Source organism: Paenibacillus sp. NPDC056722 (assembly GCF_042790635.1).
GTDB lineage: Bacteria > Bacillota > Bacilli > Paenibacillales > Paenibacillaceae > Paenibacillus_AQ > Paenibacillus_AQ agri.
This window is the reverse complement of record NZ_JBHTYV010000002.1, coordinates 490,840-514,368: the sequence shown is the minus strand read 5'-3', so window position 1 is coordinate 514,368 and position 23,529 is coordinate 490,840. Positions and strand designations below refer to the sequence as shown.

Sequence of the window (23,529 nt, the reverse complement as noted above, 5' to 3'; positions counted from 1 at the left end):
TCTCTCAGCCTCCTCCTACAAAATGTACAAACTCTATCTGGTCACCTTCAGAGAGTGAGGTACGGCCATAAGCTTCCCTCGGCACGACTTCACCGTTAATTTCCACAAGAATTCGCCGTCCGCTCCAGGGCGATTCTGCCAAAACATCGGCAATAGTAATGCAATGCTCGCTTAGGAGAGTCATTTTTCCGTTAAGTTGGACCTGCATATTTTCACCTCCTCTCAAGCCATGCAGTCTGAATGGCTGCGCGGTAAGCTTCTGCTTGTGCCGCTGGATCTGCTGGACTGCTAATTCCGGATAGTATGGCAATCCCCCCTGCACCGCGCCTGATGACTGCTCCGGCATTGCCCGGATGAATTCCTCCGATGGCAATGACCGGAACAGGGCACCTGGCTGCAGTTACTTCGAGGATGTCCAGCCCACGGGGGGGCAGATCAGGCTTACTAGTAGATTCATAGACATGGCCTAAAAGGCAGTAATCTGCTCCTTCACTTGCCGCGTCGACTGCTTCTTCTGGTGAATGGATGGAGCACCCGACTCTTAGTCCTTGGGCTAGAGACTGTGCGGCAGCTACAGGTAAACTGTGTCCTGCAAGCTGTACACCGCCCGCTCCTGAGGCGAGCGCGACATCCAGCCGGTCGTTGATCACGATGGATTCAATAGGAATGCCTGCTTGCTGCATTTGATTTATGGCTTCGAGTAGCGCTTTGGCGGTAAGCTGTCTATTCCGCAGGTGGAAATAGTCAACGTAGGGGAGAACGGCTAGAGAAAGTCGCAGCCAATCGGCGAGCGGTATTCCTTCCGGGGAGATCAGATGCAGTTCAGGGCCGCTAACGGCGGGAAGTCGTTTTTTCATAAAAGGAATCTCTCCCGATTGTGTATTGGTGTTAATCTCCATCGAATAGAGCACAAAAAAGCCGCCTTCCTGATCGGAAGACGGCTAAGCATGACAACGGAAAACAAGCCACAAAATAGGCAAGACCGGACTCTTAACGCGCACTTCCCTACGCTGGTATTAACCAGATCAGGTTCAAAGGGTCCGAATGTTACATTCGTCTCAGCCTCGCGGCTCCCCTAGTGTCGGTTCGTATGAGATTGTTAATGTCACTATACACGATTATTCAGGGAGATACAATTGGGGATTGGCATGGCGCTTGTTTTAAACGGAGGTAACATTGATGGAGATGTATTAACATCCATATTGAGCAAATATTAATTGTGAATAATGTGTAAATTAGAATCTCGGTGACAAGATGCGGAATATGTGCGGGTTAGATTGACAGGAATCGGGGCTGTGGATATACTTGAAATGTTAAAAAGCAAATGTGTAAAACGTTGATGAAATGGAGTACACCGGAAGATGGCTTGCACAGAGAACGGGTTCCTTTACGAAGATTGTCGTAATGGCTGTGAGAACCCTGGAGACAGGCCGGTGGAAAGCTAATTTCGGAGTGCGGGTACAAGTCCGCCGGGGGTTCCCGTTAACAGCCGCGACAAGGCGATCGTCTGCAATTCTCCTGCTACAACGGGATAAGGCGATAACCAGGGTGGTACCGCGATCTAATCGTCCCTGAATTTTCAGGGGCGTTTTTTTGTTTTCCATTTGTTTTTCGGAAATAACCGTGATCTCAAAATTAAGCATAAGACGGGGGCTGTATATCATGAAAGCAAGTGAAATCCGTTCCAAATGGCTGCAATTTTTCGAAAGTAAAAGCCACAAAATCGAGCCGAGCGCTTCGCTCGTACCTCACAACGATCCATCGCTGCTGTGGATTAATGCCGGGATGGCGCCGCTGAAGGCGTATTTTGATGGCCGTGAGATTCCGGAGAATCCGCGTCTGACCAACTCCCAGAAGTGTATCCGTACCAACGATATCGAGAACGTCGGCAAGACACGTCGTCACCATACGTTCTTCGAGATGCTGGGTAACTTCTCCATCGGCGACTATTTCAAGGAAGAAGCGATTACCTGGGCTTGGGAATTCCTGACGGGCAAAGAGTGGATCGGCTTTGATCCAAACCGCATCTCCGTAACTGTATATGCCGAGGACGAAGAAGCTTTCAAACTGTGGAATGAAAAAGTGGGCTTGCCTGCTGAACGCATCATTAAGCTGGGTGACGAGAACTTCTGGGATATCGGCGAAGGCCCATGCGGTCCTTGCTCGGAAATTTTCTATGACCGTGGTGAAGCTTACGGCAATGACCTGAGTGACCCTGAAATGTATCCAGGCGGGGAAAATGAGCGTTGGCTGGAAGTCTGGAACCTGGTATTCTCCCAGTTCAACCATAATAAAGACGGCAGCTATACACCGCTTCCTAACAAGAATATTGATACAGGCGCAGGTCTGGAACGTTTTGCTTCGATCCTGCAAGATGTAGATTCCAACTTCGACACTGACTTGTTCCAGCCGATTATTCAGAAGACAGCACAACTTGCTGGTGTAACTTATAAGGATAGCTTGGAGCAGGATATTGCACTTAAAGTCATCGCCGACCATGTGCGTACAGTTACTTTCGCTGTGGGCGACGGCGTACTTCCTTCTAATGAAGGTCGTGGCTACATTATTCGTCGTTTGCTCCGCCGCGCAGTCCGTTACGGAAAGACCCTGGGTCTGGATCGTCCATTCCTGCATGAGCTGACTGAAACAGTAGGCGAAATTATGGGCGTGTACTACCCGTCCGTTGTGGAGAACCGCGAATATATTGCGAAGATCATCCGTACAGAAGAGGAACGTTTCCACGAGACGCTATCCGACGGTCTGGCTATTCTGAGCGAAATCAGCAGCAAAGCCAAAGAGAGCAGCGCTGGTGTTATTGCCGGGAAAGACGCGTTCAAGTTGTATGATACTTACGGCTTCCCGTTCGACCTGACAGAAGATTTCGCTGCTGAGCAGGGCTTGACGGTGGACCGCGAGGGCTTTGATGCAGCGATGCAGGAGCAACGTGACCGTGCAAGAGCTGCACGCCAAGATGGCGGCAGCATGAAAATTCAAGGCGGAGCCCTTTCTGAACTGACGGTTAAAAGCGAATTTGTTGGTTATAATGACTCGGTAACTGAATCCAAAATTGTTGCGATCGTTGTCGATAACGAGTTGGCAGACATCGCAGGCGAAGGCACAGAAGCTCAGGTCATTCTGGATACTACTCCGTTCTATGCGGAAAGTGGCGGTCAAGTGAGCGACACTGGTGTGCTGAGCGGCGGTTCCGTAACCGCTAAAGTCAAGGGATTGTTCAAGGCGCCACATGGTCAGCATGTACACCTGGTAACAGTAGAAGCTGGAGAGCTGCGCGTAGGAGATACCGTTCGTGCCGAGGTAAACCGTGCCGAGCGTGAGGACATCGTGAAGAACCATACTGCGACTCACTTGCTGCACAAAGCGCTTAAGGAAGTGCTGGGCGGACATGTTAATCAGGCAGGTTCTTTGGTAGAAGGTGGACGTCTGCGCTTTGACTTCTCACACTTCGGCGCCATTACGCCGGAAGAGCTCAGTGAAATTGAGCACCGTGTGAATGAGCAAATCTGGCGCGGTCTGGATGTAGTGATTGAGAACAAGCCGATTGACGAAGCCAAGGCAATGGGAGCTATGGCATTGTTCGGGGAAAAATATGGTAATATCGTCCGCGTGGTGCAGGTTGGCGACTACAGCTTGGAGCTGTGTGGTGGCTGCCACGTCAGCAATACTTCGCAGATTGGAATCTTCAAGCTGCTTAGCGAGAGCGGCATCGGCTCCGGTGTACGCCGGATTGAGGCTGTAACTGGACGTTATGCATACCAGTTCACTGAGAGCCAGCTGGATCTGCTCAAGCAATCGGCTGGACTGCTGAAGTCTTCCCTGAACGATGTGCCGAAGCGGATTGAAGCTCTGCATGGTCAAGTACGCGAGCTGTCGCGTGAGAACGAGTCCCTGCAATCCAAGCTGAGCGCTACGTTTGCAGCGGAGCTGACTGGCAGCGTGAAGACGGTTGGCAGCGGAACGCAACTACTGGCTGTATCTGTGCAAGCAGGCAGCATGGATGCCCTGCGTTCCACAGCCGACGAGCTGAAGAGCAAGCTGCCTGACGCAGTGCTTGTTCTGGGCGCAGCCATGGACGATAAAGTGAACTTTGTCGTAGCCGTACCTCAAGAGCTGGTGAAGCGCGGCTATCATGCCGGCAAGCTGGTGAAGGAAGTTGCTGCAGTATGCGGCGGCGGCGGCGGCGGACGTCCGGATATGGCGCAAGCCGGCGGTAAGGATGCTTCGAAGCTGGGCGAGGCTTTGGCGAAAGCTGAAGAATTGGTAGCGGCGCTAGGATAAGCTAGAGAGCGAACCCGGTCCAAAGGCCCGAAGCCCAAATTGCATTTGCGAAGACAGACAGCGGTACTGAGTCTTTCCTCTCAGTACCGCTGCTTCGTGGCCGGGCCATCTGATTTAGGCGAAATGTGGTTTTGGCAATAGCTTAAAGACCAAAAATTTCACGTTTTTTGTAGATGAAATGCCAAAAAAGCGTTATATCCAGGCAGGATTTTCTTGTTGGGGCATGAATATGTTATGATGAGGGCAGCAAGTAAGCTGTACAGCAGCGAGTTTGCGAAGCCGCCTGCTACAGGTGATTTGCAGAAGGAAGGTGTCACATATGGACTCCATGGACAAAACGGTTAAATTCAATGTGAAGGGCGATGAGAAGGAAGCTTCTCCCGAGGAAATTCTGCTTGCGGTGTACAATGCGCTTGTAGAGAAGGAATATCATCCGATCAACCAGATCGTAGGGTATCTTCTTTCCGGAGATCCGGCCTATATTCCCCGTCACAACAATGCTAGAAGTTTGGTCCGGAGAAAAGAACGTGATGAGCTGATTGAGGAACTGGTGCGGTTCTATCTAGCCAATCATCAGGTGGATAACGCCAAATGAAGAAGCTAGGTTTGGATTATGGCGACCGTAGAATCGGCGTCGCCGCGAGTGATATTTTCGGCTGGACGGCACAATCTCTGGAGACCATTGAGCGGCGCGGAGACGGAAGAGAGTTCGAACGCATCCGCGAACTCGTCAAGGAGCATGAGATCGGAGAAATCGTGGTTGGGCTGCCGAAGAACATGAACGGCACCGTAGGTCCCCGTGGTGAAATCTGCATAGAGTTCGCTGACAAGCTTCGGGAACAATTGGAAATGCCCGTACACCTTTGGGATGAGCGTCTGACGACGGTATCCGCCGAGCGGGTGCTGATTGAAGGGGACGTCAGCCGAAAGAAGCGCAAAGGGATTGTGGACAAAATGGCCGCAGCCCTGATTTTGCAAAATTTTTTGGATGCTAACAGTAAAAGGTGAGGGGTGCGCATATGACAAACGAACATATTGGCCAAGAAGAAGAACCGGAAATTATCTATATTCCCGATGAGGAAGGTAATGAAGAGGAATTCGAGGTCATCATGAAGTTTGAGGTTGACGGTTCGGATGCCAAGTACATGATGGTAGTTCCGCTGGATTCCGAAGACGAAGAGTCCGACGAAGTGTACGCCTTCCGCTATGAGGAAGACGGCGATGATCTGCAGCTGTTCATGATCGAGAATGACGAGGAGTGGGCGATCGTCGAAGAGACGTTCAATACCCTGGTCGACGAGCTGGACGGGGGAGCAGAGAATGACTGAGTTGTCCGCTGATCAAGCGGTATGGACTTCCCGTCTTAAAGATGCGTACGGAGAGACTGTAGAGCTGGAAGATGAGCAAGGCAAATCTTCCGTTTACGATATTATTGCGGAGTTTGAAGTCGGTGGCCGCGGTTACGCGGTGCTGGAGGGTTCCGGCAAGAACGGAGAATATGATATTCTTCGGATTGTAGTCTCGCCTGACGGGCTTCCTGAATTGGAAAGCATCGTCGACGATGAAGAATGGGAAGATATTTCAGAGCTGTACGATGAGCTAACTTTTCCAGATGAGGATTTGGAATAGGACAAGATCAGCGTACGTTACATTTACAGTTGGCATGAAGGAGGGCGGAGTATTCCGCGCTCTTTTTGCATGGAAAGCCTTAATTTAAATGGCTCTATTTAAAAATCAGAGGTGGATTATACGCTGGCGTTAAGCGGAGGGCCAGAGGGATTCTGGAGAAACGGTAGTGTTCGCCTTTAAAGCCCGATTTCAACCTATAATTCCTTGTATAATCCAGAAACCAGGCTTTAATAGCGATCGGAAGAACCCTCTAGACCTGTAGCGCCTCCATGCAGCGTCAACCACTGATTTTGGCATAGAGCCATAAAATTATAGGTTGAATTTGGGACGATACAATTCTATACTTTATAGTCGGAAAGTGAGGAGATCCATTGAAATCCGCAGTCCGCACTGTGCTACTGATCCTAATTCTCCTGATTGCAGCAGGAGCTGGAGGAGCATGGTACATTTGGAACGGGATGCAGCCGGTAGCTCCTGCCGGGCAGCCCGTAACGTTCACAATTGAGAAAGGCACGGGCAGCGCTGGAATTGCTGACCTGCTTGAGAAGAATGGGATTATCCGTAACAGTCTTTTCTTTAAAGGATATCTGAAATGGACCAAGGAAGGCTCGAAATTCAAGGCTGGCACCTATGTGGCAAAACCAGGCGATACTTATGATGAGCTCATTGCACGGCTGAATGCCGGCGATGTTGTCAAAGAAGAGACCCTGATGTTCACCATTCCCGAAGGATACACGGCAGAGCAGGTGGCTGACAAGCTGGCTACTGCCTCTAAGCTGGATTCGGGTGTCTTTGTGGATCTTATGAATTCCGGCAAGGCGCTGAAAGAGGCTGATGTTCTTGGCATTCCGCAAGAGCCGGAGCTGCGTCATCGTCTGGAGGGGTACCTTTTCCCGGAGACTTATGAGCTGCCAAAGGACAGCACGCCGCAGGAAATTCTGGAAGCGATGCTGGAACAACTGGTCAAGAAGCTTGATACCATTCCGAATTGGCACGAAAAACTCAAGGCAAGAGGCCTCAGTCTGCATGAGCTGCTGACCGTCGCTTCACTGGTGGAGCGTGAGGTTGTAGTCGATACAGAACGTCCATTGGTGGCGGGAGTAATCTATAATCGGCTGAAAAAGGGACAGAAGCTGGAGATTGATGCCACGGTTCAATATCTGCTAGATCAACCAAAAGAAAGGCTGCTCTACAAGGATCTTGAGATTGAGAGTCCTTATAATACTTACAAGAATGCAGGACTTCCGCCGGGACCGATCTGCAACCCTGGTCTGCCGTCGATTCAGGCGGCGCTGGAGCCGCAAGCTTCCGATTATTATTTCTATGTCACGAAGAAGGATGGCAGTAAGGGTCATCTTTTTGCCAAGACATATAAGGAACATTTAGCCAATATTCAAAAAAGTAAACAAACTTCGCAGTAACGCATTACAATGGAGAGTGGTGCAGACTGTGGGCCTGGTCAAGGCGCCGCAGGGACATCACCGGCTTGTAAGCTGTGACAGACGTAGGAGGATTATCAATGAACAAAAAACCGGAGCTGCTGGCGACGGCAGCATCGCTTAAAGAAGCGGCAGCCTTGCTGGATGCAGGTGCAGATGCGCTGTTGATCGGGGATGACCGCTTTGGCATGAGGCTGGCTGGGCATTTCACGCTAGAGGACACCAAGGCAGTTATAGAGATGGCTCATGCGCGGGGCTGCAAAGTCGTTGCGGGGCTGGGCGGTCTGATGCCCAATAGTCTGCTTGATGAGCTGCCAGCCTATGTAAAGGCTATAGGCGAGCTGGGCGTTGACGCTGTTGAATTTGGTGACCCGGCCGTGCTGGCTGCCGTGAAGCAGGAGGCGCCTGGTCTCAAGCTGCACTGGAACGCGGAGATGACTTCCACCAACTACGCTACGTCTAACTATTGGGGACGCAAAGGCGCATCCCGCGTTGTGCTCGCCCGTGAGCTGAACATGGACGAGATTACGGAGATGGTGCCGCTGCTGGAAATAGAGGCCCAGGTTCAGGTGCATGGAATGACCAACATTTACCATTCCAAGCGCAAGCTCGTAGCTAGCTATATGGCCCACCAAGGACGCCCAACGGATGGCGGAAGCATGGGCAAGGAGCGCGGTCTGTTCCTGGTCGAAGCGGAGCGTCCGGGTGAGATCTTCCCGATCTACGAAGATGATAACGGCACTCATATTATGAGTTCGGATGATATTTGCATTATGGAAGACCTGCATATCATGATGGAAGCGGGCGTGCAAAGCTTTAAGATTGAAGGGCTACTGAAGCCGACAGTCTATAATGCTGCCGTAGTTCGAGCTTACCGCACAGCTATTGATGCGTATGCGGCTGATCCTGAAGGCTATGCCTTCCAGGATGAATGGCTGGATGAGGTTCGTAAGCTGCAGGACCCTGAGCGCGAACTGTCTTTCGGATTCTTTTATAAAGAGCAAGTGTATTAATCGTATAGACCCCGCAGAATGGGGAAATGGAGGGGAGAACAGGAATGAGTACCATGACCAAGCCGCAGCATAAGGGCAAACGTTACCGTCTGGACAAACCGGAGCTCCTGGCTCCGGCGGGCAATTTGGAAAAATTGAAATTCGCCGTGCATTATGGTGCAGATGCCGTCTATATTGGCGGACAAAAATACGGCCTGCGTTCCAATGCTGATAATTTCAGCTTTGAGGAAATGCGCGAAGGTGTAGAATTCGCCAAGAAATATGGCGCGAAGGTCTTTGTGGCAACGAACATCTATGCTCACAATGAAGATGTCGCAGGGATTGAAGAATACCTGCGTAATTTATATGAAGCCGGCATTGCCGCGATCATTGTAGCCGACCCGGCTATTGTGGATACGGCACGCCGCCTGGTTCCGGGCCTGGAGGTGCATCTCAGCACCCAACAGTCTACTCTGAACTGGCAAGCCGTATCCTTCTGGAAGGAAGAAGGACTACCTCGTGTCGTTCTGGGCCGGGAGACAAGCCTGGAGGAGATCGCCGAGATTAAGAAGCATGTAGATATTGAGATCGAGAGCTTTATTCATGGTGCGATGTGTTCCTCCTACTCCGGTCGTTGTGTGTTGTCCAACCACTTTACGGACCGGGACTCTAACCGGGGGGGCTGCTGCCAGTCCTGCCGCTGGAAATACGATCTGTTCGAGGATGCGCGTCCGGATGGAACTTGGGTGTCTGAAGAAGAGCAGGCGGAAGCTATGCAGTCACCTGAACGCCTGCTGCCAGGAGTGACCCAGCTTCCTCTGCATGAGCCACAGGACAATCCGTTCACCATGGGGTCCAAAGACCTGTGTATGCTGGAAAGCATTCCCGATCTGATCGAGGTCGGCATTGACAGCTTCAAGATTGAGGGCCGGATGAAATCCATTCACTATGTGGCTACAGTAGTTAATGCGTACCGCAAAGCCATTGATGCTTATATGGCTGATCCTGAAGGCTATGTGCTGAAGCCGGAATGGCTGGAAGAGCTGAATAAAGCGGCGAACCGTCCGCTCAATACAGGCTTTTTCTACGATACACCGGACCATGAGGATCATATCTATGAGCCTGAAGAAAAAGCGGCTCCGTATGATTTTGCCGGACTGGTGCTGGAATATGATGCCGAGACAGGCACTGCCCTGATTCAGCAGCGGAATCACTTCAAGCCGGGACAGCAAGTGGAGTTCTTTGGACCGGATGATACCTTCTTCAAGCAGACGGTAGGAGAGATCTGGGACGAGCAAGGCAATCCGCTGGATGCTGCCCGTCACCCGCTGCAGAAGGTGCGTATGAAAGTGGACGCACCGGTGGCCTATTTTGACATGATGCGCAAAAGAAAATAAGAATTGATGTAAAAAACGGGACCAACCTCGCTTGAGAGAGGATGGTCCCGTTTTTTTCTACTCCCAAATAGGCTAAAAGTTACATACTCATGGAAAAGATTATTCAAAAAGCCTAAGGAAAAAAGGACTGTTTGCCGATATATAAGTCAGACAACGCTTACATATATCTCTAATCAAACTGGTGGGTGATCTAATGGGAACTCCGGAACAGGAGAGTAAGAGTGATGAGCAGAAAGAGAGAAGGATGAGAGTGGGAAAGAATGAGAAGTCGGTGAAAGAAAACACAGAGAAAAAGAACCAGCGTAAGGCCGGTGCATCCAGTATCGGCAAGCTCAAAGACGGCGTTAAATCAGGCGTAAGCATGAAAAGCGTGCTGCGGGGCTCGGTGAGTCAAATGAAAAAAGTGAATCCGTTGAAATCAGTCGGAGTCAAGCTGTTCCTGATCTTTTTATCGTCCATCGTCGTAGTCGTACTGCTTCTGGGTTTGTTGTCGTATTCAAAAGCCAAAAGTACGATTAAGAGTAATGTCGCAGAGGCAAACCGTCAAACGGTTATTCAGAACTCGGAGAAGATGGATATTATTCTCAAACAATATGAAACTTTGGCGCTTCAGTTGTTTTTTGATCCGCAGATTCAGAATGATCTGACGTCACTGGACAAAGCGGATAACTATTACGATAAATTTGTGGCTTCAAGTGCAATCGGCAAGAAGCTATCGAGCCAAACGACCTCCGACTCCAACGTAGTCAGTATCTCACTGATTCCGGAGGAAGCGGCTTCCGATGTTATCACTACTGGTAGTTCGGGCCTGGTGCTTGAAGGTATCAGGGACACGGATTGGTTCAAACAGGCGGTTGAACGGACCAAGGAGTATAAATCGCATTATTCCGATACCGATGGCGCGCAGAATTACTGGTTCTCTACTGCAGTTGAGGGCAAAGGCGGAACGAATATCGCTATGGTGCGCTCACTCCGAAATCTCGGCGAGAATTCAGGATATGTGATGCTGCTGGAACTGAAGAATAAAATGCTGGAAGATGCCTTCAAGAGTGTCAAACTGGGCGATGGCGCCCGCATACAGTTGGTAGATCCTAACGGTATTGTTATCGCTTCTAATATACCTGCAGAGGATGGGTTAGAATCCAAGTTTGCATTCATCAAAGATAGCAAGACAAAGAATAAGAGTCAGGAAAACAAAGATGAAGATGGCAAGCAGGTTCTGGCTGTCTTCAATCCGATGACCAAAGCAGACTGGAAGCTGTCTGGCATTATTCCTACTGGTGAATTGGTCAAAGAGGCTTATCCAATCCTTCTGACAACCTTCTTTGCTGCCGGGGGCGCAGCCGTGCTTGCCATTCTGCTCGGTTACTGGATGGTCCGCATGATCGCCCGTCCGCTATCCCGTCTCAAGGATCTGATGGTAGAAGGGGCAAAAGGGGATCTGAGTGTTCGTACTGAGTATGCATCCCAAGATGAGATCGGCCAACTGTCTGCATCCTTTAATACAATGATGGGACGGATTACAGAGCTTGTAGCGCAGACGACGGAAACGGCGCGCGAGGTGCTGGAAACTGCCGGAGAGCTGGGCGATGCTTCACGTAAAACAGCTGTGTCTGCTAAAGAAATTGCTGCGGCCACGGAAGAGATTGCTGGTGGTGCAGGCAGTCTGGCTCTGGAGGCAGAGCGCGGCAATGAATTGACTGAACTGATTGCTACACAAATGCAGACCGTCGTGTACGCCAATTCTGAGATGGATGAAGCTGCACGTAGTGTCGGTGAGGCCAGCAGCAGAGGTGCGAATCAGTTGGAGGAGCTGCTGGGTCAGACAAGCCGTACCGGAGAGATGACAGGAGCGCTGGTTGCGCGTGTCAACAATCTGAAAGAAACGGTATTCTCTGTGATCAAGGTGCTTGATGTCATGAAGAATATTACTCAGCAGACGAACATTCTGTCCCTGAATGCTACAATTGAAGCCGCTCGGGCAGGCGAAGCCGGTCGGGGTTTCATGGTCGTAGCTGGCGAGGTTCGTCAACTCGCAGACCAGTCCAAGCAGTCGATTGCGCTGGTGGCCGGGATTACTGACAAAATCATGACCGAGATGAATGAGACGGTCGCGGTATTGTCTGAAGTTGCGCCGCTCTTTGAGGCGCAAATGGGTTCGGTGAAGAACACCAGTGATATCTTCGTCTCTGTAAAAGATCAGATGGATGAATTTATTACAAGCTTGGAGTCTGTAACCTCCTCCATCAACAGCTTGAATCATTCGCAAGGGGTCTTGTCTGAAGCGATGGGCAACGTAAGTGCCGTTGCTCAGCAATCATCTGCTACTTCGGAAGAAGTGGCCTCGCTAAGTAGCGAGCAGCAGAATGTCAGCGATCAACTGGTATCGTTGTCCGGGAAACTGGAAAGTGTATCGGGACAATTGAAGGAAAAGCTCTCTCTGTTCAAAATATAAATAACCTTACTGAGAAGCCAGATTACCTACGAATACCTGTCACAGCCGCCTCTTCTCCGAGAAGAGGCGGCTGTTTTATATTTTCAGGGAGCGAACGTAAGCCAATGAAGAGTTACATCTCAGGTTGGCCGCGTACAACTATATCACAGCAGGTTCAGTGTTTTTGGTTTAAAATAGTAGTTTGTAATAATTTAAGTAACCTAATAACTGTAGATGATGGCAGGTGATCTGTACTGATGAAGTCAACAACCAAACAACAACGCAGCCTTCTTTCCCGGCTGCATCCCGCTGAATCTCTGGGACTGCGGCTTTTTCTCGTTTTTTTCATAGCTACTATGATAATAGTGCTCTCGCTCGGCTATACCTCCTATTCCGTTGCTGAGCAGACCATTGAAGACAATGCATTGTCTTCCAACCAGCAGACGGTCATTCAAACTGCGGAGAAGCTGGATGTTACCATGCTCCGTTACGAGGATAATTTGGGCCAAATCTCTTACAACAAAGAGATACAGCGCGCTATGAAAGAGGCCAGCCAGTCTGCTTCCGGGCTGTCAGTAGATGTTATTGCTGCAGAGCTAAGTAACTGGCTGTCGAGCGCCAAGGGTGTGCAGGCGGTGTATCTCATTCCTGCGAAGGAATCATTGCCGATTGTGGCTGCCGGGGTCAAGGATGAACCCTTTATGGAGAGCGCACGCTCGGCATCCTGGTTCAGCCAGTTGTCGGACAAGCCAGAAGGGCTATGGTTGACCAAAGAGATGAAGGGAGCGAAAGCTCCAGAGGTTTTTCATTATGCGAAAGCGATTGCAGGAGATTCCCAAGATTCGGGCTATGTTGCGATCAGTGATATAAAGGTTAGTGAGGTCGAAAAGCTGCTAGGCGAGGTGAATCTGGGGACAGGCTCTTACATTCAGCTGCTGACTGAAAAGGATGAGCTGATCGCATCCTCTGTGCAGAACGAGACGGACACTTATCTAAGTCTGGGGGGCACTTTATTTACAGGGCTCAAGCAAGCTTCTTCAGGCGCTCTGCCGACCAAGAATGAGGAGGGAAAGTCAATTCTGGCGGTATATGGAACGATGCAGAGTTCCGGATGGAAGCTGCTGGGTGTCGTGCCTGCCGAGAATTTAACCCAAGATGCGGTACGTATTCTGAAGACGACCTATATCGCGGTTGGCGCTGCCGCAGTCATGGCTATTCTGATTGGGCTGTGGATGGTGCGAATGGTCGCAAGGCCGTTGACCCGGCTCAAGGACTTAATGTTCCAGGGAGCTGAGGGGAACCTTAGTGTACGGACATCGTTCAAATCACGGGATGAAATCGGCCAATTGTCGCTCTCCTTCAATACTATGATGGAGCGAATTACGGAACTCGTCGACCGCACCAATGAGACCGCTCAGGAGGTGCTGGAGATGTCGGATGTCTTAAGCAGTGCTTCCCGCAAGACGGCATCTGCTGCTAAAGATATTGCTGCTGCTATGGAAGAGGTTGCTGGGGGAGCGGGCAGTCTGGCTCTTGAGGCGGACAATGGCAATGCCTTGTCCGGGCAGATCTCGGAGCAGATGAACAAGGTAACAGCGGCTACGCATGAGATGAACGGCAGGGCACACAGTGTTGGACAGTTCAGTACCGAAGGTGTTGCGATGCTCAAGGAACTCAAGAGCCGGACACAGATTACGGAGGAAAGAACCCGGACGCTGGTGAACAAAGTGAATAACCTCCAGACAACGGCTTCGTCCGTGATTCAGGTTCTGAATGTCATGCAGCGTATTGCGCAGCAGACGAATATTTTATCCCTGAATGCCAGCATTGAAGCTGCACGGGCTGGAGATGCAGGCCAGGGGTTCATGGTCGTAGCCAGTGAAATTCGTCAGCTTGCTGATCAATCGAGAAGCTCGATTGCAGTGGTGGGAGAAATCACTGACAGAATCATGCTTGAGATGAATGAAACGGTCACGGTTCTTGACGAGGTGGCTCCAATGTTTGGAGAGCAAAGCGCTTCGGTACAAAGTACCAGCGATCTCTTCGTGTCAGTACAAGGGCAGATGAATGAATTCATCACCTTCCTGGACGCAGTTACGGGTTCAATTGACGGGCTCGGGGAATCGCAGCGAGTGCTCTCAGTGACGATGGATAGCGTCAGTATTATTGCTGAAGAATCGTCAGCAGCCTCAGAAGAGGTGGCTTCGCTCAGTGGCGAGCAGCAGAGTGTCAGCGACCATCTGGTGGAGCTCTCTGCAAGTTTGCAGAAGGCTTCCGCCAAATTAAAAACCAGCCTAGCAAGGTTCAGAGTATAGTTTCTGTTTAACCCAAAATGTGAATTGCACAAGAGCAGGCTCCAGAAGTTAGGGCTTGCTCTTGTGCTTGTTTATCACGTGGGGAAAGATTCTAATGACGAAAGGTGGGACATAATAGGGATAAGGAATCCTGTCAGGAGGGAAGGCAACATTGCGTACCAACAATCACCATCGTCGTCTGTTCAGCTCGCTGTTGATCTTATCCGCTGCCGTGGGAATATTGATCCTGCGGTTGGCTTGGGTACAATTCGTGATCAAGGATCGGCCTGTCCCTGGTACCCCATATACCTTGGCCAAGATGGCAGAAATCCAGAGTGAGCGTGAAACAGTGCTGGACAGTGGGCGTGGGCGTCTCTATGACCGGCACGGAATTCCTCTCGCCGGGGAAACGATCTGGACAGCCGCTCTTTTCCCGCAAGAAGAATTGGCGGCTAGTGTGAAGGCGCAGGTGGAGCGAAGTGAAGATGGCCCTATGCACCGGCTGGCGGCCATTTTGGGAGTCAGCTATCAGCAGCTGCTGAACAGAGTCGCAGTCCTGAAGGAACCTCTGCTATGGCCATCCCCTAAAGGAAAAGCACCTCTGGCGCTGTCCCCTGCCCAAGCCAATGAATTGAAAGAGCTTGATATCGATGGAGTGATGGTACTGCCGTTCGCGCGGAGGTATGACGGTCAGTTGTCAGGACAACAGTGGCTAGGCTACCTGTCTGAAGCAGTCCCGCAGGGGGGTGGCGAGTTAGCAAGTTCTTCAGGCCTCAGGATTCCAAGGACCGGAACGGATGGACTGGAGAAAACCCTGGAGCCGTTGCTCCGGGGTGTAGGTCATACCGAGGCGTATGTGCAAGTGGATGCTAGGGGAAACCGTCTTCCGGACAGTCCGCTCAAAGTCCGTTCGCCGGGCAATCCCTACTACCCGTTGTCTTTGTACACAACGATAGACAAAAAACTTCAGGATGACATTGAGAAGCTGGCGATTCAGAGTGGCATGAAGGAAGGCACGATTGTTGTATTGGACTCACGGAATGGGGATATTGAAGCTATGGTTTCTCTACCCTTATATAACCCGCAGGATATTTCGCCTCAGGGTGGAGAGTGGAATAATCGGGCGCTGCAAGCCGCTGTCCCCGGCTCCATCTTCAAGATTGTCACCGCCGCAGCGGCTCTGGAGGCCGGAGTTACAACGCCGCAGGAAGTCTTTACTTGCTCCGGCCAATATGAGAAGTACGGATTATCCTGCCTAAAAGGAAAAGGACACGGCCCCCTTACGCTGGCGCAAGGGTTCGCCGTGTCCTGCAATACTGTATTCGCCGCGCTCGCCGAACGTCTGAGCGGCGCGCAGATCCAGTCCGCCGCGTGGGCGCTGGGACTGGGAAGGGACATTGGCTGGCAGTCCGAGAATACGCTGGGACTGCCACTTCTGAGGCCGCTGGCGGGGGAGCAGCACGGGACGATTTTCACGTCCCTGGTGCCTGATGACAGCGGCGCAAGAGTGCAGACTGCCATCGGGCAGCGCGATGTGCAGGTCACCCCGCTTCAGGCCGCTAATCTGGTAGTGACCCTGCTACATGGCGGGGAGGTCACCGCTCCCCGCATCCTGCAGAAGGTCACTTTTGCGAATGGCCAGAAGCTGGAGGATTTGCCGGGACATCTGTCACCGTCCGGGACCGGAAGAATCTCAGCATCCACGACTCGGCTGCTGTTGTCATGGATGAGACAGGTGGTGACTGAGGGCACCGGACGGAGTCTGATGACCGCCCGCTGGCCGTTGGCTGGTAAATCAGGAACAGCCCAGACGCAGGTCAAGGGTGTTCCCCGCAATAATCAGTGGTTTATTGGCTATGGGCCTATAGACCAGCCGCGATATGCCGTAGCTGTGTCTGTTCAGAACGTGACTCCTGGAAGTGCCCATACAGCTACGAAGTTGTTCGGTCAAGTATTTGATTTGCTCTCGTCAACTTCAGGAGCTTGATCTGCCTGGCGTTCTGTTTCAGGATCGCTGTGGTCTGTCTTGGAGGACTCGGCTTCTGACCCGGATGCCGCGAAAGGAGAGACAATAAATTCTTCCTGCGGCAGGTAGATCCAACGCTGGAGGTAGCCCTGCTGGATCAATTCCTTGATCAGAATCAGCAGTATTGGGGACAGGATTAAGCCTGCTACGCCAAACGCTGACATGGATAAGATAACGAATGAGAGCATCAGGAAAGCAGAAGATACACCGATGGAGTTACCAGTGATTTTCGGCTCCATAATTTGCCGTTGGATTAACACCACAGCGAGAAGGACAATCAGACCGATCGCCATGGAGGTGTTCCCGATAATGAAGAGATACACGATCCAAGGAATCAAGATGGTCGATACGCCTAGCAGCGGGAGAACGTCGAACACGGCACAGACTAAGGCCATCGTCAGCTCATTACCGGTACCTAGGATGAACAATCCAACCAGAACGATGACGAAGGTGATGCTGATGAGAATGAGTTGGGCTTTGACATAGGCGCCGATCGCCTTAAATACATTCCCTTGCAGAAAAGCATAGGCGGTCTTAAGGGTTTTTGGCATCTTCTCATGGGCGATTTTCTTCCAGTCCTTGATTTCCATGCTGAGGAAAAAGGCCAGAATGATGGCGATTCCGAAATTTCCCATAAAAGAAGAGAACGAGCCCAGTAGTCCGATCATATACTTAAAGAAGATAACGAGCCATGAAGAGAGGATGTCGGTGGCATCCTTGAAATACCCGTTGATTTTATGGGTCAGATCCGGCGGCAGCGTGTCGACTTTATGTTGAAGATAGCCGGTAAGCTCCACGAAATGCTCTTGCACAATACTTGTATACCTTGGCAGGTTGTCCTGAAAAAGCATTGCCTGAGTCGTAATTAGCAGGCCAGCACCGAACAGCGTTCCTAGCAGCAGAACGAGGAAGAACAGAACGGAGACTGCTGAGGCGAACGGTTTGCCGAGACCTCGGCGATTCAGAAACCGTGCCAGCGGCTCAATAATGATAAACACGAAGAAAGACAGGAACACAGGGGCGGCTAAATGATACAGCTTGCTGAAGGAAAACATAACCAGATACACCGTAAGCACGATTAATCCAATGTCAAAGAACGTGCGCCAATATTTTTTGTACAAGGGGAGCATAAGATTTGAACGACTCCTTTTCCGATGAAATGTCAGGTCTTTACAACTTGAGTCCATTGTACACGATTTTACTTAAAAAGCGTCTATTTCTTTGATAGCTGTGTTAAAATAGGGGGTAACGTTTTTTTGTGCCGATGATAGATATCCGCAAAAAGGCGGTGAAAGCTATACACACTTGGCCGTATCGCTGTATCTGCTTGCAGACCTAAGGCGAGCCAAAGTCAACTCTGGAAAAGCGGGGAATAGACATGCAGACTTTGCTGCTCTGGTTGTTTTACATCTCATCTTTTTATGCCTTTATACCCGGTATTATCAGCCGTATTTTCGGTTACCGCGTGTTCCGTAAAGGGACCGGAAGCCATGAATTTGCGCTGACCTTTGATGACGGTCCGGACCCTCGATTTACGCCGAAAGTGCTTGAACTTCTAAGGCGTTATGACGCTAAGGCTACCTTTTTCGTGGTGGGCTCCCATGCGGAGCGTTATCCTGACCTGATCCGCAGTATTCATGCGGAGGGCCATCTCATCGGTATTCATAACTATGTGCACAAGACCAACTGGCTGATGCGTCCGGCAACGGTACGTAAACAGATCCAGCGCACAGACGAAATTATTTACAGCATTACCGGTGAACACAGCACTTACTATCGTCCGCCTTGGGGAATTGTGAATTTGTTCGATTTCTCGAAGCGTCGCCGTGTGCAGATTGTGTTGTGGTCAGCGATGTTCGGCGATTGGCGCGAGAAGCAAGGGGCCGAGAAGCTCACAGAGAAAATGCTCTCCCGCCTTAATCCCGGCGAAGTGATGCTTCTGCATGACAGCGGTGCGACACTGGGTGCCGATCCTGATGCTCCGGGACTGATGCTGATTGCTCTGGAGAGAACCTTAGAGGAAGCTCAAAGACGCGGGCTGTGTAGTATCCGTATTGACCAGATGATCAAGACGGCTGAGAAATCGTCCATTCAGCAAATTTCCTTCGGAAAACGCCTGATTGTGGGACTATGGCTGGGCTGGGAGCAATTATTTCAATTCCTGTTTAAGTTAAGAACTCTTTCACCGGCCGAGCCTTTCCTGCATTATCGTCTGCGTAAGTATCAGGGGCAGCCGATCACTATGGAGGACGGAACCACCTTAAGCAAGGGTGATAAGGTAATTGAGCTACATGTCGATAACCGGGAGCTGTTCGAGCTTGGCATGCATTCCCGTTCCTCTGCCCAGCTTGCGATCCGCATGATTCGCCGGATGGAGAAGGATATGCCGGTACTCGCCGAGGAAATTGCCCATGACGAGGCGCTTATGGAAGCTAAGGCATTGTACGGGGTCAGCATGATCAACCGGGGACCGGAGAAATTCGGTTTCACAGTACTGGATATGCCCAACGGCTGGTTCGCCCGTTCCAGCAAGCTTTACCTGAGTCTGTTGTTAAGTGTGATACATCCGGCTGGTGGAGCAAGACTGAAGGAGCGTACCGAGGTGCTTGTGCCGAAGCTCATCCTGATGCCGGTGTCTGAATTGTTGAAACGGCATGATCAGAAGATGCAGCCACGTAGCGCGAACCGCAAACGGGAGCAGATAGAAGAAGAGAGAAGCCGCAGCAATGCTGCGGATGAAGTAGAACTGCCAGGTGCAACGGTTGTTCATTAATGTACAGGAATTATAGGTAGTATTATGGAAAAAAGGGAATGCCTCAGGCCAGCATATGTTGGCTGAAGGTGTTCCCTTTTTATCTTAAGTTGCACAAAAAAAGTCCCTCAGAGCAGAATAACTGCTGCGAGGGACCGCTTCAATAAGAATTACGTTCTGGCATGGCCAGGGACGTAATTAGATTTTTAATACGCCGCCATTACTAGCGTTGGTTACCAACTTGGAGTAACGGGCGAGATAACCAGTCTTCACCTTCGGCTCGAAGCCTTTCCAGCCTGCACGGCGTGTCGCAAGGGTTTCTTCGTCCACCAGCAGCTCGATCTTACGATTGATCAGATCCAGCTCGATGATATCGCCGTCTTCAACGAAAGCAATCGGTCCGCCTTCAGCCGCTTCTGGAGAAATGTGCCCGATGCTGATTCCGCGGGATGCGCCGGAGAAACGACCGTCTGTGATCAGGCCAACTTTAGCGCCGAGGCCCATACCCACGATTTGGGAGGTAGGAGCCAGCATTTCTGGCATACCAGGACCACCTTTTGGACCTTCATAACGGATAACCACCACGTGGCCTTCCTTAACCTTGCCGTTCGCGATGCCTTCCAGCGCAGTTTCCTGAGAATCGAAGCAAATCGCTGGACCTTTATGGTAGCCGCCTACGGAAGCATCAACCGCACCAACCTTGATAATGGAACCTTCCGGAGCCAGGTTGCCGTACAGTACGGACAATCCGCCCACTTCGGAATAAGGATTATCGAGTGTATGAATAACGGAAGTGTCCTTAATTTCATGTCCTCTTACATTCTCGGCCAGTGTTTTGCCGGTAACGGTGATGCAGTCACCGAACAATGCGCCTGGTTTCTTCAGCAATTCGTTCAGTACGGCGCTGACGCCGCCCGCACGGTCTACGTCCTCGATGAAGATATCGGAGGCAGGAGCCAGCTTGGACAGGTAAGGAACACGGTTTGCGACTTCGTTGATGCGCTCCAGCGGGTAGTCAACACCTGCTTCTTGAGCCAGCGCAAGAGTGTGCAGTACTGTGTTGGTGGAACCACCCATAGCCATATCCAGTGCAAATGCGTTATCGAGTGATTCGATCGTTACGATATCGCGTGGTTTCAGATCAAGTTCGATCAGTTCCATCAGTTGTTTCGCCGATTTACGTACAAAGTCTTTGCGTTCTTCAGCTACAGCCAGAATTGTACCGTTACCTGGCAGGGCAAGACCCATAGCTTCAGCCAGACAGTTCATCGAGTTAGCGGTGAACATACCGGAACATGATCCGCATGTAGGACAGCCGTATTGTTCCAATTCAAGCAGTTCAGCATCGTTGATCTTACCGACTTGGTGCGCGCCTACGCCTTCGAATACAGAAGTAAGGGAGAGCTTCTTGCCTTTGCTGTCCACACCAGCCTTCATTGGGCCGCCGCTGACGAAGATCGTTGGAATGTTGACACGCAAGGCGCCCATCATCATTCCTGGTGTGATCTTGTCACAGTTCGGGATGCAGACCATACCATCGAACCAGTGAGCAGATACTACAGTCTCCAGGGAGTCTGCGATGATCTCGCGGCTTGGCAGAGAGTAACGCATGCCGATATGTCCCATGGCAATCCCGTCATCTACACCGATCGTGTTGAACTCGAACGGTACACCGCCGGCTTCACGGATAGCTTCTTTGACGATTTTACCGAATTCCTGCAAGTGTACATGGCCCGGAACAATATCAATATAGGAATTGCAGACCGCGATAAACGGTTTGCCGAAATCTTCTTCCTTTACGCCGGCTGCACGCAGAAGACTGCGGTGCGGGGCACGGTCGAAACCTTTGGTGATCATGTCTGAACGCTTTTTCTTGACTGCCATTATGAATTTCCCCCCTAGTAAATTGCAAAATCTGATATAGTGGCGCATTAACGCATTGCACTCATAAGAGGCAAGGAAATGCGGTTTATAGAATTAACGGGGTCCAGCTTCTTAAAGAGAAGAGGGGAAGCCGTTTCTATAACTGCTTGCAATGAGCCAATGATGACTGTGAATGACGGCTGTCCGAAGCCGAACATGTCATTGTTAATAGTGAGTCTATCACAAACGGGTAGTTTTTTCTACCGATCTTCTATCAAGGATATCTGCTCTCCAAGACAAAAAGACCGCTCCTTCCAATGATATGGATAATCACCAATACCGTTGTCGACAGAAGGAACGATCACATATTCTATTTTGGATATTGAGCTAACTTGCCTGAGCGTTTTTATAACGACCGCCGCAACGCTGCGCGCTGCAGATCAACCATCCAGGCAGTGGAAGGCTCCACCAGCGGGTGCAGGAGGCGTTTGACTGCGGGCTGGGCTAGCAGAATAGTTAGTAATATAGCTGTGCCAATCAGCATTGTAATTCCAGTCGCACCGCTGACCAGATTATATATACCGGATGCCGCTGCCAGGCGGATAATAAATCCGTGAAGCAAGAAGACATATAGCGTTCGGCGTCCCCAGTCAGTCATACGGCTCATCCGGTAAGGGACCCATCCGAGAAAGGCGAGGGAAGCTGCAACTTGCCAACCGTAAAGCCCCAAACGGTACAGTCCGGCATACCACTCATGGTGGCCAAGCTGCATGTAGGTCATTGATCCATACAGCCAGCCATGTGGAAGAATATTTCCCCACAATCCGAGCGGGATCAGCAGCAGGATGGAGCAGACGCAGGCAGAGGATTTGGCCCATTTGTGATACAGACGAAGGAAGGCGGGGAACGAGAAGTGATAGCCGATCACGAAAAGGGGCAGATATACAAAGGTGCGGCTAATGCTGAACCAGACACCGTCAAGCTGGAGGTACCCCACAAGCACACCCGCGATAATAGCAAAAGCTAACTGAGCGCCGAACTTCCATCCCCTCATTCCGATCAACAGCAGGCGCCAGAAGGCATGACTCGCAAGAAACCATAGAAGCAGATAAGGTGCAAAGAAGGAATGCTGAATACCGTTCACATGGAAATAGGTGCTGTCTAGCAGGGAATATAGACTTTGAAAAATAATGTACTGCAATCCGATTTGCAATAGCAGACGGCGTCCGGCAGTCCCGTATAGATTTTTTCTGGCGAAATATCCGGTCACAAGTACGAAAAGCGGCATATGGAAACTGAAAAGCCACAGATATAGTTGATGCATGGCACTCACCCCGCCTACCAGCGGTTCAATGGCATTCCCGATAAAGACAGTGACAATAAGCATAAAGCGCAGATTCAGAAAAAAGGTCTCCCCGCGTTCGTCCAGAGCGTCGTCTCCCATCTTGCTGTCCCTCCAAGCGTCTCCATTACTTTAATTTTAAAATACCGTATTTCATTTCTTTGAATTGTGATTAATATCACTAGCGTAAGCGTTGTCATCAAAGTGAATGTGGCGATGTGTTGAAGGTTGTTTGGAAGCACCGATTCAACTATAATTTTCATATTAAGAGGAAGCAGTATATGCAGAACCAGCCGGGAGTGGACATATGTGAAGGGTAAAATAACGAAACGCCGCGTGTTCGTCATCCTATTAATCATTCTCGTCGCTGCGGGGCTGCTTCTATGGAGATACTTGACGCCCTATGCACCTGAGCAGAGCGCTGAAACGGCCCTCATCTCAGGCGGGGGCATTTCGGTGGAGCAGAACGATAACTGGATATCCTTTGAGCCGGGTCTGGCTACAGGTGCAGGGGTAATTCTATATCCTGGCGGGCTGGTGGAAGCAGAAGCCTACTCCCCGCTGGCGAAGGCCATCGCCATGGCCGGGCATCCCGTGTATATCGCCAAGATGCCACTTAATCTTGCGGTGACGAAGGGAGATGCGGCGGAAGAGATTATCCGTGTGCATCCCAAGCTTACGTTTGTACTGGGCGGGCACTCTTTGGGAGGCGTTATGGCTTCCCGTTATGCTGCAGAACACCCTGGTCAACTTAAAGGTGTGTTCTTTCTGGCGTCCTATCCTGATGAGAAAGGCAGTCTGAAAGACACAACACTGTCGGTTCTGTCGATCCTGGGCACGGAGGATGGGGTAATCAATAAAGCCAGCTACCGCAAAGGACGCTCTTACTTGCCGGACAATACTATTTATTACTCCGTGGATGGCGGCAATCATGCCCAGTTCGGCAGCTATGGCAAGCAAAAGGGAGATGGTGAAGCCACAATCTCCGAGGAAGAGCAGCAGAGCCGCACGGTTCGCGCACTGCTCGACTGGTTGAGTAATCTGGGCTAACCGATAGACTGGGGG

Annotated in this window: 18 protein-coding genes and 1 riboswitch; of the genes, 13 read left to right on the top strand and 5 right to left on the bottom strand. The window is 50.8% G+C overall.

Annotated elements, in window-relative coordinates; genetic code table 11:
• Nucleotides 1-4: 4 nt before the first annotated feature.
• Both thiS and ACFRAM_RS06755 read right to left on the bottom strand, forming a co-directional pair.
• Complete coding sequence (gene thiS / locus ACFRAM_RS06760) at nucleotides 5-208, bottom strand: sulfur carrier protein ThiS (RefSeq protein ID WP_379465098.1); 204 nt, start codon at nucleotides 206-208, stop codon at nucleotides 5-7.
• A 4-nt stretch (nucleotides 209-212) separates the two neighbouring features.
• The gene (locus tag ACFRAM_RS06755) at nucleotides 213-857 is read right to left on the bottom strand and encodes a thiamine phosphate synthase (RefSeq protein WP_379465096.1); all 645 of its coding nucleotides are present in this window, start codon (nucleotides 855-857) and stop codon (nucleotides 213-215) included.
• 128 nt (nucleotides 858-985) lie between these two features.
• Nucleotides 986-1,087: riboswitch (TPP riboswitch) on the bottom strand.
• 575 nt (nucleotides 1,088-1,662) lie between these two features.
• Here ACFRAM_RS06755 and alaS point away from each other — a divergent pair.
• From alaS to ACFRAM_RS06700, 11 genes are all read left to right on the top strand, one after another.
• The gene (gene alaS, locus ACFRAM_RS06750; protein WP_379465094.1) at nucleotides 1,663-4,296 is read left to right on the top strand and encodes an alanine--tRNA ligase; all 2,634 of its coding nucleotides are present in this window, start codon (nucleotides 1,663-1,665) and stop codon (nucleotides 4,294-4,296) included.
• 319 nt (nucleotides 4,297-4,615) lie between these two features.
• Nucleotides 4,616-4,891: an IreB family regulatory phosphoprotein gene (locus tag ACFRAM_RS06745; protein ID WP_066373638.1), complete on the top strand. Its 276-nt coding sequence runs from the start codon at nucleotides 4,616-4,618 to the stop codon at nucleotides 4,889-4,891.
• On the top strand, nucleotides 4,888-5,304 hold the full coding sequence (gene ruvX, locus ACFRAM_RS06740) for a Holliday junction resolvase RuvX (protein ID WP_066373641.1): 417 nt from the start codon (nucleotides 4,888-4,890) through the stop codon (nucleotides 5,302-5,304). Before ACFRAM_RS06745 ends, ruvX begins: the two co-directional genes overlap by 4 nt.
• An 11-nt stretch (nucleotides 5,305-5,315) precedes the next feature.
• The gene (locus tag ACFRAM_RS06735) at nucleotides 5,316-5,624 is read left to right on the top strand and encodes a DUF1292 domain-containing protein (RefSeq protein WP_066373645.1); all 309 of its coding nucleotides are present in this window, start codon (nucleotides 5,316-5,318) and stop codon (nucleotides 5,622-5,624) included.
• Nucleotides 5,617-5,925 (top strand): DUF1292 domain-containing protein, encoded by a 309-nt coding sequence (locus ACFRAM_RS06730; protein ID WP_175374081.1) that lies wholly within the window; start codon nucleotides 5,617-5,619, stop codon nucleotides 5,923-5,925. Before ACFRAM_RS06735 ends, ACFRAM_RS06730 begins: the two co-directional genes overlap by 8 nt.
• Before the next feature lie 371 nt (nucleotides 5,926-6,296).
• A complete protein-coding gene (gene mltG / locus ACFRAM_RS06725) occupies nucleotides 6,297-7,346 on the top strand; it encodes an endolytic transglycosylase MltG (protein WP_379465091.1) in 1,050 nt (349 codons plus the stop codon).
• Between the two features lie 98 nt (nucleotides 7,347-7,444).
• The gene (locus ACFRAM_RS06720; RefSeq protein ID WP_175374082.1) at nucleotides 7,445-8,377 is read left to right on the top strand and encodes a peptidase U32 family protein; all 933 of its coding nucleotides are present in this window, start codon (nucleotides 7,445-7,447) and stop codon (nucleotides 8,375-8,377) included.
• A gap of 44 nt (nucleotides 8,378-8,421) precedes the next feature.
• Nucleotides 8,422-9,753, top strand: a complete 1,332-nt coding sequence (locus ACFRAM_RS06715) for a peptidase U32 family protein (RefSeq protein WP_379465089.1) — start codon at nucleotides 8,422-8,424, stop codon at nucleotides 9,751-9,753.
• Nucleotides 9,754-9,946: 193 nt separating this feature from the next.
• Nucleotides 9,947-12,208 (top strand): methyl-accepting chemotaxis protein, encoded by a 2,262-nt coding sequence (locus tag ACFRAM_RS06710; RefSeq protein ID WP_379465087.1) that lies wholly within the window; start codon nucleotides 9,947-9,949, stop codon nucleotides 12,206-12,208.
• Nucleotides 12,209-12,444: 236 nt separating this feature from the next.
• Entirely contained in the window at nucleotides 12,445-14,502 is a 2,058-nt protein-coding gene (locus ACFRAM_RS06705) for a methyl-accepting chemotaxis protein (protein ID WP_379465085.1), read from the top strand.
• A gap of 151 nt (nucleotides 14,503-14,653) precedes the next feature.
• Nucleotides 14,654-16,468: a peptidoglycan D,D-transpeptidase FtsI family protein gene (locus tag ACFRAM_RS06700; protein WP_379465084.1), complete on the top strand. Its 1,815-nt coding sequence runs from the start codon at nucleotides 14,654-14,656 to the stop codon at nucleotides 16,466-16,468.
• On the opposite strand, the gene ACFRAM_RS06695 is transcribed toward ACFRAM_RS06700, so the two are convergent.
• Nucleotides 16,429-17,637 carry an AI-2E family transporter gene (locus ACFRAM_RS06695; RefSeq protein ID WP_379465082.1) on the bottom strand — a complete coding sequence of 403 codons (1,209 nt, stop codon included), beginning with the start codon at nucleotides 17,635-17,637 and terminating at the stop codon, nucleotides 16,429-16,431. The two genes, ACFRAM_RS06700 and ACFRAM_RS06695, sit on opposite strands and share 40 nt — an antisense overlap.
• A 248-nt stretch (nucleotides 17,638-17,885) precedes the next feature.
• Here ACFRAM_RS06695 and ACFRAM_RS06690 point away from each other — a divergent pair, with 248 nt between their 5' ends.
• A complete protein-coding gene (locus ACFRAM_RS06690; protein WP_379465080.1) occupies nucleotides 17,886-19,280 on the top strand; it encodes a polysaccharide deacetylase family protein in 1,395 nt (464 codons plus the stop codon).
• A 177-nt stretch (nucleotides 19,281-19,457) separates the two neighbouring features.
• Here ACFRAM_RS06690 and ilvD read toward each other — a convergent pair whose 3' ends face one another.
• Complete coding sequence (gene ilvD, locus ACFRAM_RS06685) at nucleotides 19,458-21,143, bottom strand: dihydroxy-acid dehydratase (protein WP_066373669.1); 1,686 nt, start codon at nucleotides 21,141-21,143, stop codon at nucleotides 19,458-19,460.
• Between the two features lie 385 nt (nucleotides 21,144-21,528).
• Entirely contained in the window at nucleotides 21,529-22,566 is a 1,038-nt protein-coding gene (locus ACFRAM_RS06680) for an acyltransferase family protein (protein ID WP_379465078.1), read from the bottom strand.
• Between the two features lie 207 nt (nucleotides 22,567-22,773).
• Here ACFRAM_RS06680 and ACFRAM_RS06675 point away from each other — a divergent pair, with 207 nt between their 5' ends.
• Nucleotides 22,774-23,514: an alpha/beta hydrolase gene (locus ACFRAM_RS06675; RefSeq protein ID WP_379465077.1), complete on the top strand. Its 741-nt coding sequence runs from the start codon at nucleotides 22,774-22,776 to the stop codon at nucleotides 23,512-23,514.
• Nucleotides 23,515-23,529 lie beyond the last annotated feature (15 nt).